The sequence below is a fragment of the Granulosicoccus antarcticus IMCC3135 genome, from assembly GCF_002215215.1.
GTDB lineage: Bacteria > Pseudomonadota > Gammaproteobacteria > Granulosicoccales > Granulosicoccaceae > Granulosicoccus > Granulosicoccus antarcticus.
In genome coordinates this window covers 128,010-149,688 of record NZ_CP018632.1, presented here as the reverse complement: position 1 = coordinate 149,688, position 21,679 = coordinate 128,010, and the positions used below count along the sequence as shown (strand labels likewise).

Genomic DNA, 21,679 nt, shown 5'->3' with positions numbered 1-21,679 from the left:
AATGCCGGCAAGGCATCGCCAGTCAATCAAACACCGATGGTACTACAGCTATTACCTCATTGAGCCTCAGACGCCCAGTCGATCACGCACACCGTACCACCAGGACCCCATGACCGAATACGGTACCCTCAGCGCCCGCCCTCCTGGAAAGGGGTACCAGGGCAGGCCTGCAAACACATCAAATCGTGAAAGATCACCATCAATGGCTTCTGACAGAATACGCCCGAAAGTATGTGAGCCGGTTACACCATGACCACTGTAGCCATGAGCATAGTATGTGTTGTCACCCAGGCGCCCCATCTGCGGCACGCGACTGAACGAGAGCGCAAAGTTACCACTCCAAGCATAGTCCACCTTGACACTGTTGAGCTGAGGGAAAACCTTGAGCATGTTACCGCGCAGCTTGGCTTCGATATCAACAGGGTCTGCACCACCATAGACAGTACCGCCACCGAACAGCAATCGGCGATCCGCTGACATTCGGTAATAATCAAGAATGTACCGGATATCCTCGACACAGCCATCACCGGGTATCAATGAGCGCGCCAGCTCTTCACTCAATGGCTCGGTTGCCATGACCTGCGTGGAAACCGGCATGACCCGCGATGTCAAAGCAGGCACAACACCGCCCAGATAGGCGTTGCCACACAGGACCAGAGTCTTACAACGCACCTGACCTTTAGCTGTTTTAACCAGCGGTTTAGCCGCGTTTGTATCCACCTCTGTCACTGGGGACATTTCGTAGAGAGTGCCGCCTAGCGATTCAAACGCCTGCGCCTCACCCAAAGCCAGGTTCAAGGGATGCATATGACCGCCACTGTAATCAATCAATCCGCCCTTGTAGAGGTCTGAATCGACATGCTCGCGTAATTCGTTGGCGTCCAGCAGGCGCTGATTATCAATACCGTAGCTTTTCCACAGCAAGCGCCGCTCATCCAGCTCACGCATATGTGCACTGGTCAGGCCTACAAAGATATTGGTCTCCTTCAGGTCGCACTGGATGTCGTAGGTGGCGATACGCTCGCGAATGATGCTGCCGCCCTCTTGCATCATGCCGGCAACAAAGGTAGCGGTATCCTGACCGTAGCGCTTGCGGATGGTTTGCAGACTGGCATTCAGACCGTTGACGATCTGACCACCATTGCGTCCCGATGCTCCCCAGCCAACCCGAGCTCCTTCCACAATCGCTACCTGATAGCCTTTCTCTACCAGGTGCAAGGCAGTCGACAGGCCGCTGTAACCGGCACCCACCACGCAGATATCAACTTCTACATCACCTTCCAACTCAGGCCTGTGCGGCGCAGGATTGGCGGATGCCGCGTAGTAGCTTCCAGTGTGTTCGCCATTACCGGCATAGGAATGAATAGCAGCACTCATCAGACTGTTTCCAGGTAGCTGTGATATTCAAAATCGGTTACATGACGGTTGAAGCGAAATTGCTCCTGTCGCTTGCAGCCCACCAGCATGGACTGCAGACGTCGTGGGTAGATCGAACGAATATGCGATCCGGTTGCAAACGCTTCGATAGCAGAGGCCCAATCCAGCGGCAGGTGCGGTAAGTCTTTGGCAATCGAATAAGCATCGCCCGTAATCGGGGCAGTCGGCATCCAGCCATTTTCGATGCCCAACAGTGCACCACCCAATATGCTGGTCAACACCAGGTAGGGGTTGGCATCCGCACCGGCGACCCGATGTTCGATCCGACGCGCCTTGAAGTTACCTCCGGGAACACGCACCGCAACGGTACGATTCTCATAACCCCATCCCACACTGGATGGAGCATGAGTGCCCGGCAGCAAGCGTCGGAAGGAATTTTCGTGCGGGGCAAAGGCCAGAGCGTTTTCCTGCATGGTGCGCAACAGACCGGCAACCGCATTCAGCATGATGTCGGTGCCCTGCTCACCACCATTGTCAAAGACGTTCTTGCCCTCCTCGTCTTCCATCGAGAAATGCACATGGAAGCCATTGCCGGCACGCAGCCCATAAGGCTTGGCCATGAAGGTTGCGGCAAACCCATGTTGCCTGGCAATGCCACGCACCAGGCGCTTGAACAGTACCGCATCATCAGCCGCACGTACCGCGTCAGCAACATGGCGCATATTGATTTCAAATTGCCCGGCGCCGTTCTCAGAGATAGCCGTATCAGCAGGAATACCCTGGGCATGGCAAGCCGCATAAACATCATTGAGGAAGGCATCGAAATGCTCCAGCTCATCAAGCGACAAGGCGCCGTCGGAATCCAGACGCTTGCCGGTGACGGGTGACAAGGGTGGTTGTGGTTCTTGTTCCGATGGGTCCACCAGATAAAATTCAAGTTCGGTTGCAACCACCGGTGTCAGGCCACGTGCCTTGAAACGCTGCACGATATCGTTCAATGCATGCCTCGGATCACCCGGAAAAGGCGCACCGCTCTCTTCATAGAGCCACAGGGGAATCAGAGCCGTGGGCTTGGATGTCCAGTTGATCGGTACGATATCCCGCCCGGTTGGCTGGCAGATGCCATCGGCATCACCGGTTTCGAAAACCAGCTCGCTGTTTTCGATGTCCTCACCCCAAATGTCGACGCCGGCCAGAGACAAGGGCATACGCATGTTGCCATCGAGAATCTTGCCTGCCTGATCGACATCAACACGCTTGCCACGCAAGGTGCCGTTGAGATCACAGATACAGGCGAAGACATTTTCGATGTCGTTTTGTTCTTGCAACCAATTCAGTTGCTGTTGCTTTCGCATGGCGGGTACTGGGGGTCAAATGAGACAGAGTCGGAAACCGCAATCTATAGTATTTAGAGGCACTAAAACTCAATTGAAATAATAAATTCAGTGCGAACAGGTGTCTGCGGCAATTGATTGAGGCCTTGGCAATAACCAGACAAACTCGACAACTGGTTCTACTCGTGACCAGAGAATTTTCGCATAATGTGCTCCTACGCCGCTTCCAGACACATTCTGGTAGGCTGATTGTTCAATCGCTGATGCGCACTGGCACCTCGCACGAGACGAAAGGACAACTGTCATCGGCGAAGTAAGGCTTCGTAGTCAGATTCATTTCTTCTCACTCCATGCTGTTGTATAGGTCTTTTTCATGAATAACCTTCAGAAACTCCTGAAACGTAAGGACTTGCTGTGTTCCGCAGGTTTTCTTGCTGGCAACTGGGTTGCACAATCCAGCAGCAAGAAGGAATTTTCCGTCACCAACCCTGCCACCGGCGAGGTATTGGCCACATTGCCGGACTTCGGTCGCGAAGAAGCCAGCCAGGCTATCGACATCGCTTATGTGGCACAAAAAGCATGGGCTGCGAAAACCGGTAAGGAACGCGGCGCTGTCTTGCGTCTGTGGCACGATCTGATGATCGAAAACGCCGATGATCTGGCTGCCATTCTAACGGCTGAAATGGGTAAGCCCCTCGCAGAAGCCCGCGGCGAAATTCTCTATGGCGCAAGCTTTGTTGAATGGTTTGCAGAAGAGGCCAAGCGTATCTACGGCGAGACCATCCCCGGGCATCAAGCCGACAAGCGGATCATCGTTCTCAAGCAGCCTATCGGTGTCGTCTCCTCCATCACGCCGTGGAACTTCCCTAATGCAATGATCGCTCGCAAGATGGCACCGGCACTGGCCGTCGGTTGCGCGTTTGTTGCCAAACCCGCCGCTGAAACTCCCTTATCGGCACTGGCTATTGCCTTGCTGGCGCAGGAAGCCGGCTTGCCGGAAGGTTTGCTGAGCATTCTGCCGTCAACCTCCTCCTCTGAAATGGGCAAGGAATTCTGCGAAAACCACAAGGTTCGCAAGCTGACCTTCACAGGCTCGACCCCGGTTGGTCGCATTCTGATGAAACAGGCTGCCGATCAGGTCATGCGAACCTCAATGGAGCTGGGCGGTAATGCACCTTTCATCGTATTTGATGATGCCAATATCGACGCCGCCGTTGAGGGCGCCATGATTTCCAAGTATCGCAACAATGGCCAGACCTGCGTTTGCGCCAATCGCATTTATGTGCAGGCAGCTGTTTATGATCAGTTTGCCGAAAAACTGGCGGTAGCCGTCAGCAAAATCAAAGTGGGTGAAGGCTTTGAAGAGGGTGTATCAGCAGGGCCCTTGATTGATGACAAGGCACTGGCGAAGGTCGAAGATCATATTGCAGATGCCGTCTCTCACGGTGCCACCGTCCTGACCGGCGGCAAGCGGCATAGTCTTGGCCGTACTTTCTTCGAACCCACCGTACTCACAGGCGTGAACAAGTCCATGAAAGTGGCTACCGAAGAGACCTTCGGGCCGGTTGCTCCCTTATTCAAATTCGACGACGTGGACGATGTCATCGAACAGGCCAACGATACAATCTTCGGTCTGGCCTCCTATTTCTATGCCAACGATCTGAACCGGGTATGGAAGGTCGCCGAGGCTTTGGAATACGGCATGGTTGGCGTCAACACTGGCCTTATTTCCACCGAAGTTGCACCGTTTGGCGGTGTCAAGCAGTCAGGTCAGGGTCACGAAGGCTCACACCACGGCTGCGATGATTATCTGGAAATGAAATACCTCTGCCTCGGTGGTATCAGCTAAAAACTGATCTATCGACTCCAGCGAGACACCTTGTCTGAGTGCTCTCGCTGGGGATTGACTGGCTTTGCTACTACCTGTTCTACCCGGCCCTGTTGTTCATGGCTGCCTCGCAGCGTCCCATCGAGCTGGACTCCTTTCTGCTGATCGGCCTACTGGCCTGTGTACTGGTAACGGCGGGGCTGCTGCTGGCCTTGTGTGTCAGAACGCTGGGCAATGACACTCGATCCGACAAAGCTGGCGTATCCCAGAATGCCTGGCGTTTCAATACCGCTCTGGGCTTCGTGGCAGTCACCGCTCTGCCCGCTGAAGCTGTCGGTATCATGGCCATCATTGTAGGCTTGGCGATACCGATAGCTAATCTCTACGCGGTACTGGCCATGACCAATGGCCTGTCGCATTCGCGCTGGCAAAAACTGGGCGAGATCGCGCTCAACCCGTTTCTACTGGCAAGCTTGCTGGGTGTGATAGTCGGTCTCATGGGCACCTCACCGCCCATATTGGTGTCCAGCTTTCTGGACAGGCTTGCCGATGCCGCCATCCCTGTTGTACTGCTGTCTCTGGGCGCCGCACTTCGACAATCGGCCTGGTGACACTGCCAGTCTGGACGGCTTTGGCTGCACAGATAGCCATACGTTGAGAACGAGTTAGAAATATTTCAGCCTGCGCTGAACATGCACAGGCTTCGATGCTGGGCATCCAAAACGAAATAAATGTGATCTGACATACAAAAAATATTCGTCAGATCATCTTGAAGACAGTATTTACTGTTGTTTGATGTGTTTTTGATGTGATAATTACTTCACACACCGAAAAGGATCACACAAACAACATGCTTCTGCAAAAAACACTCAAAAGTGTCCTGCTTGGCATCGCCTTGGCAGTCTCAGGCTTGAGTACAGCCCATGCTGAGAACCCGTTCATCGTTGTTCAGTCAACAACGTCCACCCAGAATTCAGGCTTGCTGGATGTCATCCTGCCGCAATTCACAGAATCAACGGGCATTGATGTTCGTGTGGTTGCCGTCGGCACCGGTCAGGCTATCAAGAACGCCTCCAATGGCGATGGTGACGTGCTGCTGGTGCATGCCAAACCTGCTGAAGAAAAATTCATCGAAGAAGGCCAGGGCGTTGAACGTTTCGATGTCATGTACAACGACTTCGTACTGGTGGGTCCGGCCGCTGACCCTGCGGGTATCGCAGGCGGATCCGACATCGCCGCTGCCATGGCAACAATCGCAGACACCCAATCCACTTTTGCCTCAAGAGGTGATGATTCCGGTACTCACAAGGCAGAACTGAGATTGTGGGACATGGCCAATGTGGATGCGCAAGCCGCCTCTGGCGATTGGTATCGCGAGACTGGATCAGGCATGGGTGCCACATTGAATGCCGGTACGGGTATGTCAGCCTACGTTCTGACAGATCGAGCGACCTGGATTGCCTTTGGCAACAAGGGTGACTACCAGATCGCTGTAGAAGGAGACGAGCGACTGTTCAATCAGTACGGGGTGATTCTGGTCAACCCGGCCAAGCATGCGAACGTTAAAGCCAAAGAAGGTCAGATTTTCATCGATTGGCTGATAGGTAAAGCAGGTCAGAACGCCATCGCTGATTTCAAGATCGATGGAGAGCAGCTGTTCTTCCCGAACTCCAACTATAATTAAGCTCTAGTGGTTTGAAGCCAGCCTGCCGACAGGATGGCTTCAAACCCGTCAGATCGCCCTCTTGCAGGAGACTGCAACGTCAGTGTGATGCCTGCATGTCCGGCTATCGTCTCGGCAATAGCCAAGCCCAGACCGGAACCCGTCGGGCCGATGTCCACATGATCTGCCACCTCGGCACCATTGCCGTCAGTGCCGGACGAGTAACGCTTGAAGCGCTCTTTCAAGCCCTGCAACTCTGCAGCCGGAATCACAGGCCCGCTGTTAATCACCCGTATTTCATTGGGCTCACTGTCCACAACGACCTCTATCGTGCTGTTCGCCGCACCATGCTTCAGCGCATTATCAATCAGATTACGCAGCAAAATCGCGACCCCATCCGGGTCCAGTACGGTATGGAACTGAGCCTCAGTGATGCAATAAAGCTGTAGCCTGGATGCTTCCACCCGCAAGGATTTGTATTCGTCCAGCAGATACTCGATGATCGGAAACGCATTAGTCGGTACATCATTGATCATCGAGCCTGATTCCGCTCTGGCCAGTTGCATCAACTTCTCCGAGGTTCTGGCCAGTTCTTGTAGCGTCTGCTCTATTCTTCTGGCACGTTCTCGCTCTGTCCCATCCGGCAGTGATGCGATCTGTCGCTGAGTCTGAGCCAGAGCACTGGCAATGGGCGTTCGCAACTCATGCGCACTGTTGGTGGTGAAATTGCGCTCCGATTCCAGTGTCCGGCTCAAGCGACCAAGCAGACGATTCACGGACTCCACGATCGGCACCAGTTCTCGAGGCATATCGGTCGTAGCAAGAACACTCAGATCATTACCGCCGCGACTCTCGATGTCCTGTTGCACGGATTCCACCTCGTGCATGCTGCCACGTACCACCCACCAGACCAGTAGCAGACTCAAGGGTATAAGCAGCAACAACGATAATGAAAGCACGATAATGGCGCCCTGATTGATCTCATTGCGATGCTCCAACGGCTCGGCTATGAGAATGGAACGTTGAGATACCACTGACTGTTCGATGTACACCCGGTAGCCTTCAATCGAGGAAAAACCGGAAGGTATCTTCTGTACCAATAACGTTTGCGGCAACTTGCCACCGATGACGAGTGCCGCACCGCCAGCGTCTCGGATAACGTACCCCAACAGGCCTTTAACCTCTTCCATTCGTCGTCCTTCGCCAGCACTCAGCTCAGCCTGCTGAGCCCTCCTGAGTTGCAATGTGCGCAGCGACTCAGTCCCGGACCCAGACTCGGGTTTCGATTTGGTTCCGGACACCGTCCTCGAATCCATCTCCGTGACGGCCTCGGATTCTACTGAAAACTCCGATGCTACCGCTCCGATGGCAAGCAGCTGTCGAGCCGTAACCCGCAAAGCACTATCAGCAGCTTCTTCGAGCTCATGATGAATGATCAGGCTCGACACCACCGATGCCAGCAACCAGAGCAGCGTGATGCCTATCGCAAGACTGACACTCAGCTTGCGCTGAATACTGCTCAAGGCTGAGTTCCATTGGCGAGACGATAGCCGATACCACGCACAGTCTGAATCCGGTCGCGGCCAATTTTCTTGCGCAAGCGACTGATATGTACCTCCACCGTATTACTTTCAACCTCAGCACCCAGATCATATAAACGGTTTTCCAGACTCGCCTTGGACACGGTTCGATTGGGCCTTTGCACCAGGGCCTCCATCAGACTCCATTCCCGCGGAGTCAGATCGACGACACGATCATTACAGCGTAACTCCCGGGCAGCAAGGTCAATCCGCAGATCACCCACAGTTACGACAGGATTCGGATTGCCGGCATAACGCCTGGCAACAGCGCCGACACGTGCCGACAACTCGGCAAGATCGAACGGTTTGACCAGATAATCATCCGCCCCCGCGTTCAGCCCCGAAATGCGATCAGAGATCTGATCCAGGGCGGTGAGTATGATCACAGGAGTCATATCCTTTTTCTGCCTGAGCTTCTGTAGTAGTACCAGCCCCTTGCCGTCAGGCAGCATCATGTCCAGCAGAACAAGATCGTAGGCCGTCGTACTCAGACAGGCGCCTGCATCCTTCAGGTTCAGCATGTGATCGATCGCATGCCCGTCACTGAGCATCTGCTCACGCACTGCATCACCCAGCTGAACGTTGTCTTCTACCAGCAGTATGCGCATGCGTTACGTTTTTCCTGAAAAACTCAGCCGCCATTGATATAGCATTTACCTGTCAGCAACCTGAAGAAAGTTTTCTTCTGCCTTCAGGTTGCTGACAGCTAAGTACTTCAATCTGTTCTGACTCGATATCGAGCCACACTGAGTCAGACTTACCATGCTTAAACAGCCCATCATACTCACCGCACTTGGCCTGCTGGCCACCATTGCAGCCGGCAACCTCTATGCCAGCGATCTGTGCCACGTCGCCGAAGCAGACAGACAACCGATTGGAGCCCTGCAGTCCAAACTTGAATCAGATGGCTGGAAAGTCAAGACCATCAAAGTTGATGAGGGCTGCTACGAAGCTTACGCACTCAACTCAGAAGGCGAACGTGTTGAAGCCTACTTCAACCCGCAGACCTTCGAACTGATCAAGTCACAAAAAGACTAGTTCGCAAGCCTGTGAAGAACAACCAGACAATATCCGTCTGGGACCCGTTCGTGCGATTTTTTCACTGGAGCCTCGTCGCCAGCTTTGCCATCGCCTGGCTGAGCGCCGAGGACTGGCGGGATCTGCATGAATGGGCCGGCTACAGTGCGGCCCTACTGATCGGTACTCGTTTGATATGGGGCCTGGCAGGCTCTTACTATGCGCGATTCCAGCAATTTGTCAGAACACCAGCCAGCGTCGCGGCTTTCCTGCAAGCCATGCGAGGGCGCAAGGAGCCCCGTTACATTGGCCACAATCCGGCTGGCGGCTACATGATTGTGGCACTCATTCTGGCCATGCTGGTAACGGCCCTCACAGGCTGGATGTACACACTGGATGCATTCTGGGGTGTGCAATGGGTCATGAATATCCATGACGCCACCGCCACACTCATGTTAATGATGGTTCTTATTCATGTTACTGGTGTGCTTCATGCGAGCTATCGGCACAAGGAAAACCTGATCAAAGCCATGATCAATGGCAAGAAGCGAGGCGCCGAACCCGGCGACATCACTTGAACACGGCACACGGCGGTGCATACCGGAGCATTAAATGAAAATTGTCAAACAGCTGCTAGGCGTCCTCATACTCTTTGCCGGAAGTCATCAACTCTTCGCTCAGCAACAGCTGGAAGCCGCAGATTTCGATCTTGCCAACTACAAGGGCAAGATCGTCTATGTGGATTTCTGGGCGTCCTGGTGCACGCCTTGCCGTGCCTCCTTCCCTTTCATGGCCGATATTGCCAGTGAGCACAAGGATGATCTGGCTATCGTGGCCATCAATGTTGATGAAAAACGCGACGACGCAGTGGCATTTCTCGTCGACTATGAAACACCCTTCGACATTGTGTTCGATCATGGTGGAGAGCTAGCGGCACAATACGAGGTCCCCGGCATGCCGACCTCCTACCTGTATGACCGTGAAGGACAGCTGATTGGTAAACATGTGGGCTTCCGGAAGAAGGATTCCGACGAGCTGCGTCAATGGATCACGGAGAACATCAGTAGATAGCCTGCAACTGATTCCCCCGACATCCACCAACACGACAAATCGATTGAATTGAACATCTGTATGAAAACAACACCTCGCTTGCAACACTTGTCTCGAATACTCGTTCTCGGCCCCCTGCTGATCGCGCTGGGCGGCTGCAGTTCTCTGGGCGTGCAGCCCTGGGAAAGAGGCACGCTGGCCAGACCAGAAATGGCATTGACCAGCCAGCCAATCGCCGCGGCACTGGATGACCACATCTACTTCAGCAAGGAGGCCTCCAGTGGTGGTCGCAGTTTTGGAGGCGGTGGCTGTGGCTGTAACTGATTCCAGTCAAACGAACAAGTCCAGACATCCATCCATACGAGCCACGCTGGGCATAGCCACGGGTGCGCTGCTGGCAAGCGGTGGTGTCAGCGCCGATTGGCTTCCCGATCTGCAGGATTGGGAAACCAGCGCAGGGCTGATGTATTACAGTGAATCGGGCCGTGTCAGTGCTATCGAACCGGTGATCAGCGCGAAGAAAAATCTGGATACCGATGAGTATCTGACACTCAAGCTGACACTGGATACGCTCACGGGAGCCTCGGCAACCGGCGCGGTCAGCTCGGAGCTACCGCAGACATTCACCCGACCATCGGGCAATGGCAGCTACACCATTGCCAGTGGACAAACGCCACTGGATGACACATTCAAGGATACGCGCCTTACCTTCAATGCAAACTGGGAACGCCCGGTAGCCGAAGAGTTGACGCTCAATCTGGGTACTGCCCTGTCGAAGGAATATGACTACCTGTCACTGGGAATCAGCGGCGGACTGGCGAAGGACATCAACGCAGGCAACACGACTCTCTCGGGTGGCCTCTCATTAAGTGCAGACTCAGGCTCCCCCGTCGGAGGTGAACCCATCCCGTTTGCGGCCATGCAGCCCGAAGATACAGACCCGCTCCGGCAAGGCTCTGGCAGTGACAAGCAAGTGATCGATGCCGTATTTGGACTGACGCAGATCATCAACAAGCGCAGTCTTTTCCAGATCAACTATTCCTTGAGCTCATCCGATGGCTATCTGAATGATCCTTACAAATTCATCAGTGTGGTTGACCCCATAACCGGTAACCCGGTGTTCGAAAACTCTGTGCAACCAGATCTGCCTACCGTGGCCTACGAGAACAGGCCGGATTCACGTACCAAGCACAGCCTGTATGCACAATACAAAATTGCCTTGGGAGACAATATTCTGGATTCCTCCTACCGTTTCCTGACTGATGACTGGGGCATCAATTCACACACACTGGACTTTCGCTACCGCATTGCCAGCAACAACGGTAGTTACTGGCAACCACATATACGCTTGTATCAGCAATCCGCAGCTGACTTCTACACACCCTTTTTCGTGGGTAGCGAGCGTCCCGTCAGTGGTGATTCGCACAGCTTTGCCTCAGCCGATTACCGCCTGGGTGAATTTACCGCCACGACTCTGGGACTGGAATACGGACGACGTTCCGGTACCCGAGGCTGGAGTGTGGCTGCTGAATATTACCTGCAATCGGGCAAAGAACCGGACAAAAAGTTCGGCGCTTTGGCAGATCAGACACTGTTCCCAGATGTTGACGCCTTTTTCGTGCGCTTCATCCGGGATTTCTAGCGTTTAGTCAATTCCCGGGCAAGCTCCCGGGTTATCGCCCGTTGAAGTGCACTTTACCCAGGCTGGAGATATCATAACCGCCCAGAGAGGCTGCTTTATTCCTGAAAGCCTCACTCTGCATGAACGTCAGTAAATGCTGGAAGGCAGGTTCGAACCACGCCTGTCGCCAGACCAACAGATCAAAGCGCTCTTCCAGTAATGGCACAAATTCCAACCTCAGGCGTGATGCTACCGAAGCCAGACCAAAGGCAGCATCAACGCGTCCATCAAATACTTGCATGCCCAGTTCGTCCTCGGTCCGGGCACAATCTTCGACCATCTGCACGGCATCGTTAGTCATCTCAGCCTTCCCCAGCAAATGTTCAAACAGCTGCTGACTGGCAGCATTATCTTGTCGGCGTGCAACCCTATGGCCCGCCAGTGAGGCCACATCTGACAACTGCAATGGATTGCCGGCGGCAACAATCAGCCCCCGAACACGCTTTGCAAATTCCACCAGCACCACGGGCTGATGCTCGAACTGCTCACTGACCGTGTTGACATTCCAGCCATCTGCCTCATGCAAGTGTGTGCCACAAGCCACGCCTTCGTTCACAGCCATGCGCCTGAGACCGTCAGCACTACCATCCATGAAAGCTGCCAGAGCACTGCCTGATTCTCGCAAAGCCCAGTCCAGCAATGGATCGTGACTGCCGAGCACCGTCGGCGGCAAAACCATTGGTGCCCCATTGGCCTGCGGGCCGGAGCGTGAGGCAGCAATCCACTGCATTATTTCGCTACGTGGAAACAGCAACTTTCCCACGACACGCACGCAGGGCACATCGCCATGGGTCGCCATATCATAAACCTTGCGCTCTTTGATGCGCAGCAGTTCGGCCAACTCACGCGTGGTGAGGTACGGATCATCTGATAAATTCATAAGCGGAATTTTAACTGTCCGAGCGCGTAATAGGTACTACAAGCCTGTTTGCCGTAGAATCACTCACCCCCAGACGAAGCATGAAGACTATGTCCGCTTTTGATCGTGTGCTGGATGCCGCGCGCAGCAACATCCGACGTGTGGTCTTGCCAGAAGGCAAAGATGAGCGAATCCTGACGGCAGCCGTAGAGGCTTACCTGCGCCGCCTTGCAGACCCGATTCTGCTCGGTCAGAAAGAGCAGTTGCAGGCTATCGCCAACAGGCTGGAACTCTCGCTTGAGGGCATTACCATTGTAGATCCTGCCAGCTACAGCCGTCGCGATGCCTATATTGCGGCTCTTTTGCGAAAACGTGGCGATCGCGGCATGACCGCTGAAAAGGCCGACCATGCACTGGAAGACCCGCTCACCTTTGCCTGCCTGATGGTCAGTGAAGGCGATGCTGACGCCTGCGTCGCTGGAGCCACGACCTCCACAGCTGATGTGGTGCGCAATGCCAAGCGCTATGTGGGCACCCGTTCGGGTGAAACCCTGGTCTCCAGCTGCTTTATCATGTTGCTCAAGCAAGAGCACCCGGTCTCCGATTTAATGCTGATCGGTGATTGTGCGCTGGTTATCAATCCTGATGCCGAGCAACTGGCGGCCATCGCAGTTGCCACCGGTGATACGGCAATACAATTGACCGGCATTACGCCGGAGGTGGCCATGCTGTCTTTTTCCACCAACGGCAGCGCCCGCAATGCAGCCGTCAGCAAAGTCACTCAGGCAACGGCTCTGGCAAGGCAGATGCGCAGTGAGTGGCGCATTGTCGGCGAAGTCCAGCTCGATGCAGCCGTAGTCCCTGAAATTCTGCATCGCAAGGCACCAGAACAGGCAAGTGAAAATCCTTGCAATATCTTGATATTCCCAACCCTTGATGCCGGCAATATCGGGTATAAACTCATCCAGCGTTTTGGAGGTGCACAGGCTATCGGCCCCATTCTTCAAGGACTTGCAAAACCGGTAAATGATCTGAGTAGAGGCTGCAGCATCGACGATATCGTGAATATCATGGCCGTCAGTGCTGCCCAGGTTCGCAGTATTCATTGAAGTCATCCAGCGCTCCGCCGATAACCAGAAACAACTAGACAGCAGGACGACTGCGAGGCATTCCCCGCTCCATGGCAGAGCCACTGATCAATACCCATATAGAACGACTGGATGAAGAGCGCATCAGCAAATGTGGCTGGCTGAAACTGTTTTCATCGCAGGCAGAACCGCGTTTCTATCACCATCCAGACTGGATTCTGGCGGCGGATGAGAACCTGCTGCAGTGTCCGGTGGAGCTTGCCTGCGTGCATCAAGGCGACCAGTTGAAGCTGATGCTGCCATTGCAGGCACGTGCCCAGCGGCATCGATTCCATGCCCCTAGGCATGACCACCTGACTCTGGGTGATGTGTTGATACATCCCCGGATGAGCGCTATCGAGAGTAATTCTGCCATCCAGAGCGCCCTGTCTCTGGCAGGAACCGCGCAGTGGGACTGGCAAATCTGCAATGTGCCAGAGCGCTCTGCACTACTCGGCATGCTTGCCGAGCAGAATCTGGACAACACAACTGTCAGCCAAACACACGCGCACTGGGAACAACGCCCGGCACGCCAATCAGCCTGGTTCGATTTGCAAGAAGGCTTGCCGCCAGCCAGCGGTAAACTGAGGCGCAATCTGAAACGCTTGCGTCATAAACTTCAGGAGGCGGGACAGTTGCGCATGCAGTGGGTCCGTCAGCCAGACGAGCTGCCCGAAGCCTACTCACGATTTCTGCACCTTGAGGCCTCCGGCTGGAAAGGTGCGCAGGGAGAATCCACGGCCATTGCTGCAGACCCTGCACTGACAAATTTCTATCGCCGTTTGCTGGCACCACGATTCGAGGGGCTGCAACCGGTGATCATTCTATTGTGGCTTGATGAAGAGTGCATAGCCGCGCAGTTCGGCTTGCAAACCGGTCAGTGTCTGAGCCTGTTGAAGATTGCCTACAGTGAACAACACAGTCAATACTCGCCCGGCTCCCTGTTATTGCAGGATACGGCCGAACAGGCCAGCAAACTTGGCTTGTCAACACTCAGCCTGGTGTCCTCACCGTCCTGGGCGGAGCGCTGGCACCCACATACCGAATCCGTATGGCATCTGACACGCTATGCCAACAATCCTGGTGGTCTTGCTCTACGCACTCTGGACCGCCTGAAACAAACAGCTCGCGCCCGTGTCCGGCGTGCGGCATAAATTGATCGTATGATTATTCTCGGACTGAACACATGGTTCCACGACACCAGCGCCTGTATTGTGCGCGATGGTGAACTGGTGGTGGCGCTGGAAGAAGAACGCTTTTCGCGTGACAAGCACACTCGTGCCTTTCCTGAACTGGCCATTCAGCGATGTCTTGAGGTCGCCGGCATCGATTATGCCGACATTGACCATATAGCGCTCTCGATCAAACCGACGCACCAGTGGTTGCCAAAAACTCTTTACGCCCTGAAAGCGCCGCACAAGAGCCTGCCCTTCATCAAGCATGAACTGGTTGCAGGTATCTTCAAGCAACAGCGCTTCAAGGCTTTCATGAAAGCCCACTGGCCCAGTGGCAAGTCGCCTCAGGTTCACTACATACAGCACCATCTGGCACATGCCGCCGGCAGCTTTTTTGTCAGTCCCTATGAGCACGCTGCCATCATGGCTATCGACGGCTCCGGTGAATGGGCTTGTGCCTGGCTGGGTGAAGGTCGTGGTACAGACGTTACCTGCTTCAACGAAAGCCTGTTCCCCAACTCTCTGGGTTCGGTCTATGAGGCCGTTACCGAGTTCTGCGGTTTCAAACCCAACTACGATGAAGGCAAAACCATGGGACTGGCACCTCTGGGTGATGCTTCCAGCTTTATCAAGCAGGCCAGAAAATGCGTGACAGTCAATGCCGAGGGCCAATTACAGGTCAACCTTGACTACTTCAGCTACCAGTACTGGGGCTACCGCCGCTGTTCGGACCTATTCCATCAGACCTTTGGCAAACCCAGGCCCCTTGATGGTGAATTCAAGACACATCACCACGACGTGGCCGCCGCCTTCCAGCAAGTGCTGGAAGAGTGCGCCCTTGCCATGGCCAGCATTCTCAAGCAACGAACCAACGCCCCTTATCTGGTGATCGCAGGCGGTGTCGCCCTGAACAGCGTCATGAACGGACGCCTGCTACGCGAGGCAGGCTTTGATGATGTCTACATCATGCCGGCAGCGGGCGACAACGGCACATCCATCGGCGCCGCCTTTACCGTACTGCATCAAACGCTTGCTCAGCCGCGTACCGCCGTTCATGACAATCCCTATGTCGGTAATCAATACGACGACGTGAACATCGAGGCGTTGCTGAAACAATTCAAACTCTCCTACCATCGAGCCGGTAACGTTGCTCTGGAGGCAGCCCAACTGCTGGAGCAAGGTCATATTCTCGGCTGGTTCCAGGGTCGTATGGAAATCGGCCCTCGAGCACTGGGGGCTCGCAGCATCCTCGCCAACCCGGCCTATCCGGACATGAAGGCCAAAATCAACAGCGAAGTCAAATTCCGCGAAGCCTATCGACCCTTTGCCCCTTCGGCAACGGTTGAGGCCGCTGGCGAGTTCTTCGATATTCAGGTAGAGGCTCCCTTCATGCTCAAGGTCTGCCAGGTGCGCGAAGACAAACAGGCACAATTGCCAGCTATCACCCATGTGGATGGCAGCGCACGTTTGCAGACCGTACGCAGGGACACCAACCCGCTGTATCATGAGCTCATCACCCAGTTGGGGCAAAGAACAGGGGTACCCGTGGTATTGAACACCAGCTTCAACATTCAGGGCGAACCCGTAGTCGAGTCCCCTCGAGATGCCATCCGCTGCTTCTTCTCGACAGGCCTGGACTATCTGGCTATCGGCTCCTTCATCGTTTCCAAACAGGCCAGCGCGCAGCCTGACACCGGCAAATGAGAGCTCGTCGCAAAGCTGGAACGATCTACCTGCTGGGCCTGTGGGTTCTTATCAGCGCCCTGGCCTGGCCCGCTTATGTGTTTTCAAGCTCATTGCTGGCTTATCTGCAAGGTGATGGCTGGCAACTGGATGCCTGGTCACAAACGCCCAAGCGAGTGATGCTCGAACACTTTCTGAACGGCTACCAGCAGAGCCTGTCCATCACACTGCCATTAGGCCTGATCGCTGTTGCGGATTATCTGCTGATGTCACGCAAGCGAATCAGCTGGTGGCTGGCTGGCATTTCCCTCCCGCTAACGGGTGCCTTGCTTGCATTGATGCTTTTTCAACAGGCAGCCAATGCGTTGCCAACGCTGGTATTAACCGGCTTGCTGCTGGCGATTGCCTATCGATTTCTTGACGTGCTGGCAGGCTTCACACGCCGCGGGAGATTGCGTTGATACACTGGAAGAACGCGCGACAACTGCTGACAGCGAGTGCCCTGAGCCTGCTGTATTCAGGCAGCGCTCTCAGCACTGAAGCTGTCCTGATCGGCGGTGGGTACAACGTTCACGGTTCACAGGGACAGATCGAATTGAACGTCAAGTGGGTCCAGAGTATTCTGGAAACACAGAACATTACCGTCGACACCTATTTCACCGATGGCGATGAGCCCGGCGCAGATGTTCATTACGTCGTAGTCCCTGAGCAGGGTCAGTCCAGAACCGAGCCACTGGCACGCGTGTTCTACGACTGGGTGCTCGAGAATCGACGCTACCGAGAACACTCGGTGCCCAATGTACTGGGCAGTACTCGCCGAAATGAACTGGAACCAAAATTACGCGACATCATCGAGCGTACCGACGATCAGGACCTCTTGCTGGTCTACAACGGTCACGGTAGTCAGTCGATGACCACGCCGGACCGGGTCACCCTGAACTTATGGGACGACACGACACTGACGGCCAGAGAACTGCACGAGATGCTGGAACCGCGGACCGCACCCTTTCGGTTCGTATTCACACAGTGCTACTCGGGTGGTTTTCACCGACTCGCCTACAAGGAATCGCAAAAGGGCCTGGAACTCAATTCCACGCCTCGCTGTGGCTTTACCGCCGAGTCCGCCTATCGCCTGGCAGAAGGCTGTAGTGCAAGCATCGACACCGATGACTATCGTGATTACACCACCTACTTCTTTGCAGCACTTGCCGGTGAGGATCGCAATGGCCAGGCAACCAGTCACAACCCGGATGCCAATAAGGATGGCATCACCACACTGCGCGAAGCTCATCTGTACACCCTCGAGCAAGCCGTGAGCACCGATCTGTCACGCTCGACCAGCGAAGATTATCTGGATCAGTGGCAACCCTGGTATCTGCGCTGGCTACCCTCTCCTGCGATTCTGCCCGACAACGAATATTCACGCATGTTCGCGCAACTGGCCAGCCAATACGAGATTGATACCCCAGTGGGAACTGCCGCAGTGGACACTGCCGCTGGGGCAGCCCCTGCTGCCATTCGCCAGAAACTGGCCCTGAATGACCAGCAGCAGCAAGCAACAATAGAACAGCGCCACCTGCTGGAGAACCAGATAGGGCGCAAACAAATTGAATTGCAGCTTGCACTGATGCAGCACTGGCCCGAATTGATGGGGCCCTATACAGGTGCCTATCAGACGCTGGCCAGTAACGGCTCGCTACTGCTGATCGCTGATCAAATCAGTCAGATGCCGGACTATTCAAGCCTGGTGGAGGCCCAGACACAGTTTGCCGACCTGGACCTTGAGCTCCTCGAGCAAGAGCGCCTTGGCACTCAGCTCCACAAATTGATCCGGCTGCGCCAGCTAGCCTTGTTGAAACAGCAGATATCGGAGTACGGCAGCAACCAGGAACAACTGGATTATCATTCTCTGGTTGCTTGTGAGGACACGCCACTTACGCCGTAAGTGACTCCCAGTCAGAAGAAGGCTCGATGCGACCAACGGTTTCGCCACGCGAATTGGCCACAGAAGGACGCAGATATTCGTTGAGAGCCTTGATGTCTTCACCGGACAACAGACCCAGACGCTGCAACACGGCACCGATGGCAACGCGTGCCGCGGCATCATTGCCATCGTCAATCTTCAGGGCAATACCCAGCCCATGCTCTGGTATCACTGCCGTATAAACTCCATCAGCACCCACCTTGATCATGATATGAGGTGCCAGTCTCTCCATCAGCGCCGTACACAGACGCTCCTTGCCGGCAACCAGGTAAGGATTGCTGGTAATCGCCGCATGAATGCGCTCGACCGCTTCGCGTCGGGGACCTTCGAATCTTGATACATCGCCAAATCTGGCCATGGCCAGCGCAATGCGTTGCAACGGAATTGCCAGTGTGGGGATGGCGCAGCCGTCATATCCCCAGGGCAGTTGGGCAACACGGGTGTTACTGACACTTTCCAACACCTCGAACCAGCGTTGTTGAGCAGCATGGTTGTACAGTCGGTAGTTGTCAGTCTGTTCACCCAGTTGCTTGCAGGTAGACAAAAAACCCAGATGTTTGCCAGAACAATTGTGATGGATACGTTGCGGCCCACGCCCTTCTGACATCAGCTCGAACTGGGTCGCCTGATGCATGGGCAGCTCAGCTCCACATTCCAGATCGTCGTGGTCACATTTGATACGCTCTAGCCAGTCCTGCGCCAGACCGGCATGAATCGGCTCGCCATTGTGCGACGCACAGGACAGTGCAATATGTCGATCGTCGAGATCGTAGGTGTCTACTGCGCCGCTTTCGACAAACGGTATCGCCTGCAAAAACTTGATGGCGGAACGCGGGAAGACCGCTCGCTGAACATCACCCAACGCGGCAATGACCCGCCCGGTGGCTTCCACCACGGCAACAGAGCCGCGATGCCGGCTTTCGATGGCATTGCCGCGCCAGCGATTGACCAGGACCGGATTCACGCAACACCCACGGCACGACGCAGCTCTGCCAGCATCGGCTGACTCAGATCACGCGCCTTCTCAGCACCGAGTGCCAGAACCGCATCAATCTGTGCCGGATTGGCCATCAATTCGTCATAGCGCTTGCGTGGCTCATCCAGCACACCATCGACCAGTTCAAACAATTGCTGCTTGGCATCGCCCCAGCCGATGCCATCAGCATAGGCCTGGCGCATGACTTGCACTTGTTCGTCTGTAGCAAATGCCCGGTAGATTTCGAACACGGTATTGTCTTCCGGGTCCTTGGGCTCACCAGGTTCCTGCGAATTGGTCTTGATTTTCATGATCGATTTACGCAGCTTCTTCGCTGTCTCGAACAGAGGAATGGTGTTGCCGTAACTCTTGCTCATCTTGCGTCCATCGAGGCCTGCGAGCACCGAGGCGTGTTCGTCCACTACCGCTTGGGGCAGCACCAGATGATCGCCATAATGATGATTGAAGCGCTGCGCAATGTCGCGTGCCATTTCCAGATGCTGTGTCTGATCACGGCCAACCGGTACATGCGTGGCCTTGAAAATGAGTATATCGGCGCTCATCAGCACGGGGTAATTGAACAGACCCATAGTGATGCCCTTGTCCGGATCAGCGGCGCCATTGTCAACATTGTCCTGCACCGATGCCTTGTAGGCATGGGCCCGGTTCAACAAACCTTTGGCGGTCATGCACGTCAGCATCCAGGCCATTTCCATGATCTCGGGGATGTCGGATTGCCGGTAGAAGGTCGCTCGTTCCGTATTCAAGCCCAGTGCAAGCCATGCGGCGGATATCTCTTGCCGCGACTGGCGCAGCATGGCCGGGTCCTGATTCTTGATCAGGGCGTGATAATCGGCCAGAAAATAAAAGCCGCTTCGCTCCGGATCGTGACTTGCGTCAACGCTTGGTCGGATCGCACCCACATAGTTACCCAGGTGGGGTGTTCCGGAAGTGGTAATGCCAGTAAGCCAGGTTTGTTTCAACATGCGTAATTGGTCTATTCTCTACGCCCGCCAACGCGGGTTCTGCGTTGAGGCCAGTGTACCAAGCTCCACCGTTCTCAGCGGCGGCTTATTCCATCCACAGGCCCCACACACACGCAAGCGCCGCAAATTATCGCGCCCAACTCTCTATTTTATGGCGAACAGACTCAGGATTCGACCGATTGACGCTCGAAAATCACTTAACCTTGGCCTCTTGCTGCTGGCCAGTCTCACCTCCTCCGCTCTGCAGGCAGAATCCATCAGTGACCGGCTGATTGTGCTCGATCCAGACGGACGGCACTATGTTGCCCAGCAGTGGCTGGCGACCAGCGCTAATCCCGTTGTGGCAACGTTACCTGCCGAGCGCGTAACACAGGAAACTCGCTTCGCAGGCCCCGACTGGCAGGCATTCGCCAGCATTCATGAGCAAAATCCCGATCAGCTTTCTCTATCCTCGGGCAGTGTCATGACCCGTTACCAGCATCGCTACGAACAAGGACTCAGCGAGCCCTACCCTGGTGTTTTCGAACTGAATACGGCCCTCGAGCAGCTTGACATCCGATTCACAGAGGCCGAAGAGGTGCAATGGTCTCTCACCTGGATATTGCCGGGTAATGTCAGCTTGCTCAAACTCGATGCTGATGCCAGCCTGCAACCGAGCACATCGGAACAAGTGCCCCAAACTCCATCCGGAGACTGGCAAACCCGCGGGCAAGTCGTCACTTACCGGCAAACGGGCGGACAGCTACCGGCCCTGCGCCTGCGCTTTTCTCTATCCCCCTTCGAAAGTCTGGTCACAGAGCCCTGTTCGCCTGGTTCAACTAGCGACGAACGCTGCTCCCCGGATATCGATGATGATGGTGTGCCTGATTCAAGGGATTTGTGCCTGCCCCCGACCAGTGAGGTTCTGGCCCTGCGTCCAACACCCGCCCTGGCTATTCCAGTACCTTCGGCTTCCGTCTTGAAAGACAGGGCTGACGAACTGGGCTGCGCCAATGAAGACCCTGTGCGGCTGACAGGCGTGCGCTTTGCCAGTCGTCAAAGCTATCTGGATGTGGCCAGCCGCGAAGTGCTGGAGCGTGTTGCCCGCGCCTTGCAGAAAATGCCGGAGAGCGTTTTCGAAATCCGTTCACATACCGACAACGCAGGTCGGGTTGACATCAATCAGCGAGATTCCCGCGAACGGGCAGAGGCTGTGCGCTACTACCTTCAACTACTCGGCGTGGAGCCTGCGCAACTCAAGGCACGGGGCATGGGCGAATCAGCACCCGCCTACGACAATACCCTGGCTGCTGGCAGACGCGCCAACCGCCGCGTCGAGCTACATCGTCTTAAGTGAAGGTCATTGTTTTGCAAGCTCAA

Annotated in this window: 21 protein-coding genes; 14 read left to right on the top strand and 7 right to left on the bottom strand. The window is 55.0% G+C overall.

All coding sequences use genetic code 11. The features are described from left to right. Nucleotides 1-66 precede the first annotated feature (66 nt). Both IMCC3135_RS00675 and IMCC3135_RS00670 read right to left on the bottom strand, forming a co-directional pair. Nucleotides 67-1,377, bottom strand: coding sequence for an NAD(P)/FAD-dependent oxidoreductase (locus IMCC3135_RS00675; RefSeq protein WP_088915818.1), 1,311 nt, complete (start codon nucleotides 1,375-1,377; stop codon nucleotides 67-69). Then, nucleotides 1,377-2,732, bottom strand: coding sequence for a glutamine synthetase family protein (locus IMCC3135_RS00670; protein ID WP_088915817.1), 1,356 nt, complete (start codon nucleotides 2,730-2,732; stop codon nucleotides 1,377-1,379). The genes IMCC3135_RS00675 and IMCC3135_RS00670 overlap by 1 nt, the downstream gene beginning before the upstream one ends. Nucleotides 2,733-3,084: 352 nt before the next feature. On the opposite strand from IMCC3135_RS00670, the gene IMCC3135_RS00665 reads away from it, so the two are divergent. From IMCC3135_RS00665 to IMCC3135_RS00655, 3 genes are all read left to right on the top strand, one after another. Then, nucleotides 3,085-4,560, top strand: coding sequence for an NAD-dependent succinate-semialdehyde dehydrogenase (locus tag IMCC3135_RS00665; protein ID WP_088915816.1), 1,476 nt, complete (start codon nucleotides 3,085-3,087; stop codon nucleotides 4,558-4,560). A gap of 38 nt (nucleotides 4,561-4,598) precedes the next feature. Continuing rightward, the gene (locus IMCC3135_RS00660) at nucleotides 4,599-5,150 is read left to right on the top strand and encodes an AEC family transporter (protein WP_088915815.1); all 552 of its coding nucleotides are present in this window, start codon (nucleotides 4,599-4,601) and stop codon (nucleotides 5,148-5,150) included. 239 nt (nucleotides 5,151-5,389) lie between these two features. Further along, the gene (locus tag IMCC3135_RS00655) at nucleotides 5,390-6,223 is read left to right on the top strand and encodes an ABC transporter substrate-binding protein (RefSeq protein WP_088915814.1); all 834 of its coding nucleotides are present in this window, start codon (nucleotides 5,390-5,392) and stop codon (nucleotides 6,221-6,223) included. Here the strand turns inward: IMCC3135_RS00655 and IMCC3135_RS00650 are convergent. Together IMCC3135_RS00650 and IMCC3135_RS00645 are read right to left on the bottom strand one after the other, a co-directional pair. Beyond that, on the bottom strand, nucleotides 6,220-7,725 hold the full coding sequence (locus IMCC3135_RS00650; protein ID WP_088915813.1) for a sensor histidine kinase: 1,506 nt from the start codon (nucleotides 7,723-7,725) through the stop codon (nucleotides 6,220-6,222). The genes IMCC3135_RS00655 and IMCC3135_RS00650 overlap by 4 nt on opposite strands. Continuing rightward, the gene (locus IMCC3135_RS00645) at nucleotides 7,722-8,390 is read right to left on the bottom strand and encodes a response regulator (protein ID WP_088915812.1); all 669 of its coding nucleotides are present in this window, start codon (nucleotides 8,388-8,390) and stop codon (nucleotides 7,722-7,724) included. The genes IMCC3135_RS00650 and IMCC3135_RS00645 overlap by 4 nt, the downstream gene beginning before the upstream one ends. Nucleotides 8,391-8,544: 154 nt before the next feature. Here IMCC3135_RS00645 and IMCC3135_RS00640 point away from each other — a divergent pair, with 154 nt between their 5' ends. Genes IMCC3135_RS00640 through IMCC3135_RS00620 form a run of 5 tightly spaced genes read left to right on the top strand, consistent with a single transcriptional unit; the run spans nucleotide 8,545 to nucleotide 11,491 of the window. Then, nucleotides 8,545-8,820: a PepSY domain-containing protein gene (locus tag IMCC3135_RS00640; RefSeq protein WP_088915811.1), complete on the top strand. Its 276-nt coding sequence runs from the start codon at nucleotides 8,545-8,547 to the stop codon at nucleotides 8,818-8,820. Nucleotides 8,821-8,831: 11 nt separating this feature from the next. Then, nucleotides 8,832-9,377, top strand: coding sequence for a cytochrome b/b6 domain-containing protein (locus IMCC3135_RS00635; protein WP_088915810.1), 546 nt, complete (start codon nucleotides 8,832-8,834; stop codon nucleotides 9,375-9,377). A 34-nt stretch (nucleotides 9,378-9,411) separates the two neighbouring features. Continuing rightward, on the top strand, nucleotides 9,412-9,870 hold the full coding sequence (locus IMCC3135_RS00630) for a TlpA family protein disulfide reductase (protein WP_088915809.1): 459 nt from the start codon (nucleotides 9,412-9,414) through the stop codon (nucleotides 9,868-9,870). 60 nt (nucleotides 9,871-9,930) lie between these two features. Beyond that, on the top strand, nucleotides 9,931-10,173 hold the full coding sequence (locus tag IMCC3135_RS00625) for a DUF4266 domain-containing protein (RefSeq protein ID WP_088915808.1): 243 nt from the start codon (nucleotides 9,931-9,933) through the stop codon (nucleotides 10,171-10,173). Then, nucleotides 10,130-11,491 (top strand): DUF3570 domain-containing protein, encoded by a 1,362-nt coding sequence (locus IMCC3135_RS00620; protein WP_205737848.1) that lies wholly within the window; start codon nucleotides 10,130-10,132, stop codon nucleotides 11,489-11,491. Before IMCC3135_RS00625 ends, IMCC3135_RS00620 begins: the two co-directional genes overlap by 44 nt. Nucleotides 11,492-11,522: 31 nt before the next feature. Here the strand turns inward: IMCC3135_RS00620 and IMCC3135_RS00615 are convergent, their stop codons facing one another. Beyond that, the gene (locus tag IMCC3135_RS00615) at nucleotides 11,523-12,410 is read right to left on the bottom strand and encodes a helix-turn-helix transcriptional regulator (protein WP_088915806.1); all 888 of its coding nucleotides are present in this window, start codon (nucleotides 12,408-12,410) and stop codon (nucleotides 11,523-11,525) included. An 89-nt stretch (nucleotides 12,411-12,499) separates the two neighbouring features. Here IMCC3135_RS00615 and pta point away from each other — a divergent pair, with 89 nt between their 5' ends. The 5 genes from pta (at nucleotide 12,500) to IMCC3135_RS00590 (ending at nucleotide 18,319) form a co-directional block, all read left to right on the top strand. Beyond that, nucleotides 12,500-13,498 carry a phosphate acetyltransferase gene (gene pta, locus IMCC3135_RS00610; protein ID WP_157735670.1) on the top strand — a complete coding sequence of 333 codons (999 nt, stop codon included), beginning with the start codon at nucleotides 12,500-12,502 and terminating at the stop codon, nucleotides 13,496-13,498. A gap of 71 nt (nucleotides 13,499-13,569) precedes the next feature. Beyond that, nucleotides 13,570-14,670 carry a GNAT family N-acetyltransferase gene (locus IMCC3135_RS00605; RefSeq protein ID WP_088915804.1) on the top strand — a complete coding sequence of 367 codons (1,101 nt, stop codon included), beginning with the start codon at nucleotides 13,570-13,572 and terminating at the stop codon, nucleotides 14,668-14,670. A 9-nt stretch (nucleotides 14,671-14,679) separates the two neighbouring features. Further along, the gene (locus tag IMCC3135_RS00600) at nucleotides 14,680-16,395 is read left to right on the top strand and encodes a carbamoyltransferase family protein (protein ID WP_088915803.1); all 1,716 of its coding nucleotides are present in this window, start codon (nucleotides 14,680-14,682) and stop codon (nucleotides 16,393-16,395) included. Further along, complete coding sequence (locus tag IMCC3135_RS00595; RefSeq protein WP_088915802.1) at nucleotides 16,392-16,835, top strand: hypothetical protein; 444 nt, start codon at nucleotides 16,392-16,394, stop codon at nucleotides 16,833-16,835. Before IMCC3135_RS00600 ends, IMCC3135_RS00595 begins: the two co-directional genes overlap by 4 nt. Beyond that, nucleotides 16,832-18,319, top strand: a complete 1,488-nt coding sequence (locus IMCC3135_RS00590; protein ID WP_088915801.1) for a hypothetical protein — start codon at nucleotides 16,832-16,834, stop codon at nucleotides 18,317-18,319. Before IMCC3135_RS00595 ends, IMCC3135_RS00590 begins: the two co-directional genes overlap by 4 nt. Here the strand turns inward: IMCC3135_RS00590 and IMCC3135_RS00585 are convergent. Both IMCC3135_RS00585 and IMCC3135_RS00580 read right to left on the bottom strand, forming a co-directional pair. Next, nucleotides 18,309-19,322 carry an asparaginase gene (locus IMCC3135_RS00585; RefSeq protein ID WP_088915800.1) on the bottom strand — a complete coding sequence of 338 codons (1,014 nt, stop codon included), beginning with the start codon at nucleotides 19,320-19,322 and terminating at the stop codon, nucleotides 18,309-18,311. The two genes, IMCC3135_RS00590 and IMCC3135_RS00585, sit on opposite strands and share 11 nt — an antisense overlap. Then, nucleotides 19,319-20,320: a tryptophan--tRNA ligase gene (locus tag IMCC3135_RS00580; protein WP_088915799.1), complete on the bottom strand. Its 1,002-nt coding sequence runs from the start codon at nucleotides 20,318-20,320 to the stop codon at nucleotides 19,319-19,321. Before IMCC3135_RS00580 ends, IMCC3135_RS00585 begins: the two co-directional genes overlap by 4 nt. A 151-nt stretch (nucleotides 20,321-20,471) precedes the next feature. Here IMCC3135_RS00580 and IMCC3135_RS00575 point away from each other — a divergent pair, with 151 nt between their 5' ends. Beyond that, nucleotides 20,472-21,656, top strand: coding sequence for an OmpA family protein (locus tag IMCC3135_RS00575; RefSeq protein ID WP_157735669.1), 1,185 nt, complete (start codon nucleotides 20,472-20,474; stop codon nucleotides 21,654-21,656). The last annotated feature ends 23 nt before the right edge of the window (nucleotides 21,657-21,679 follow it).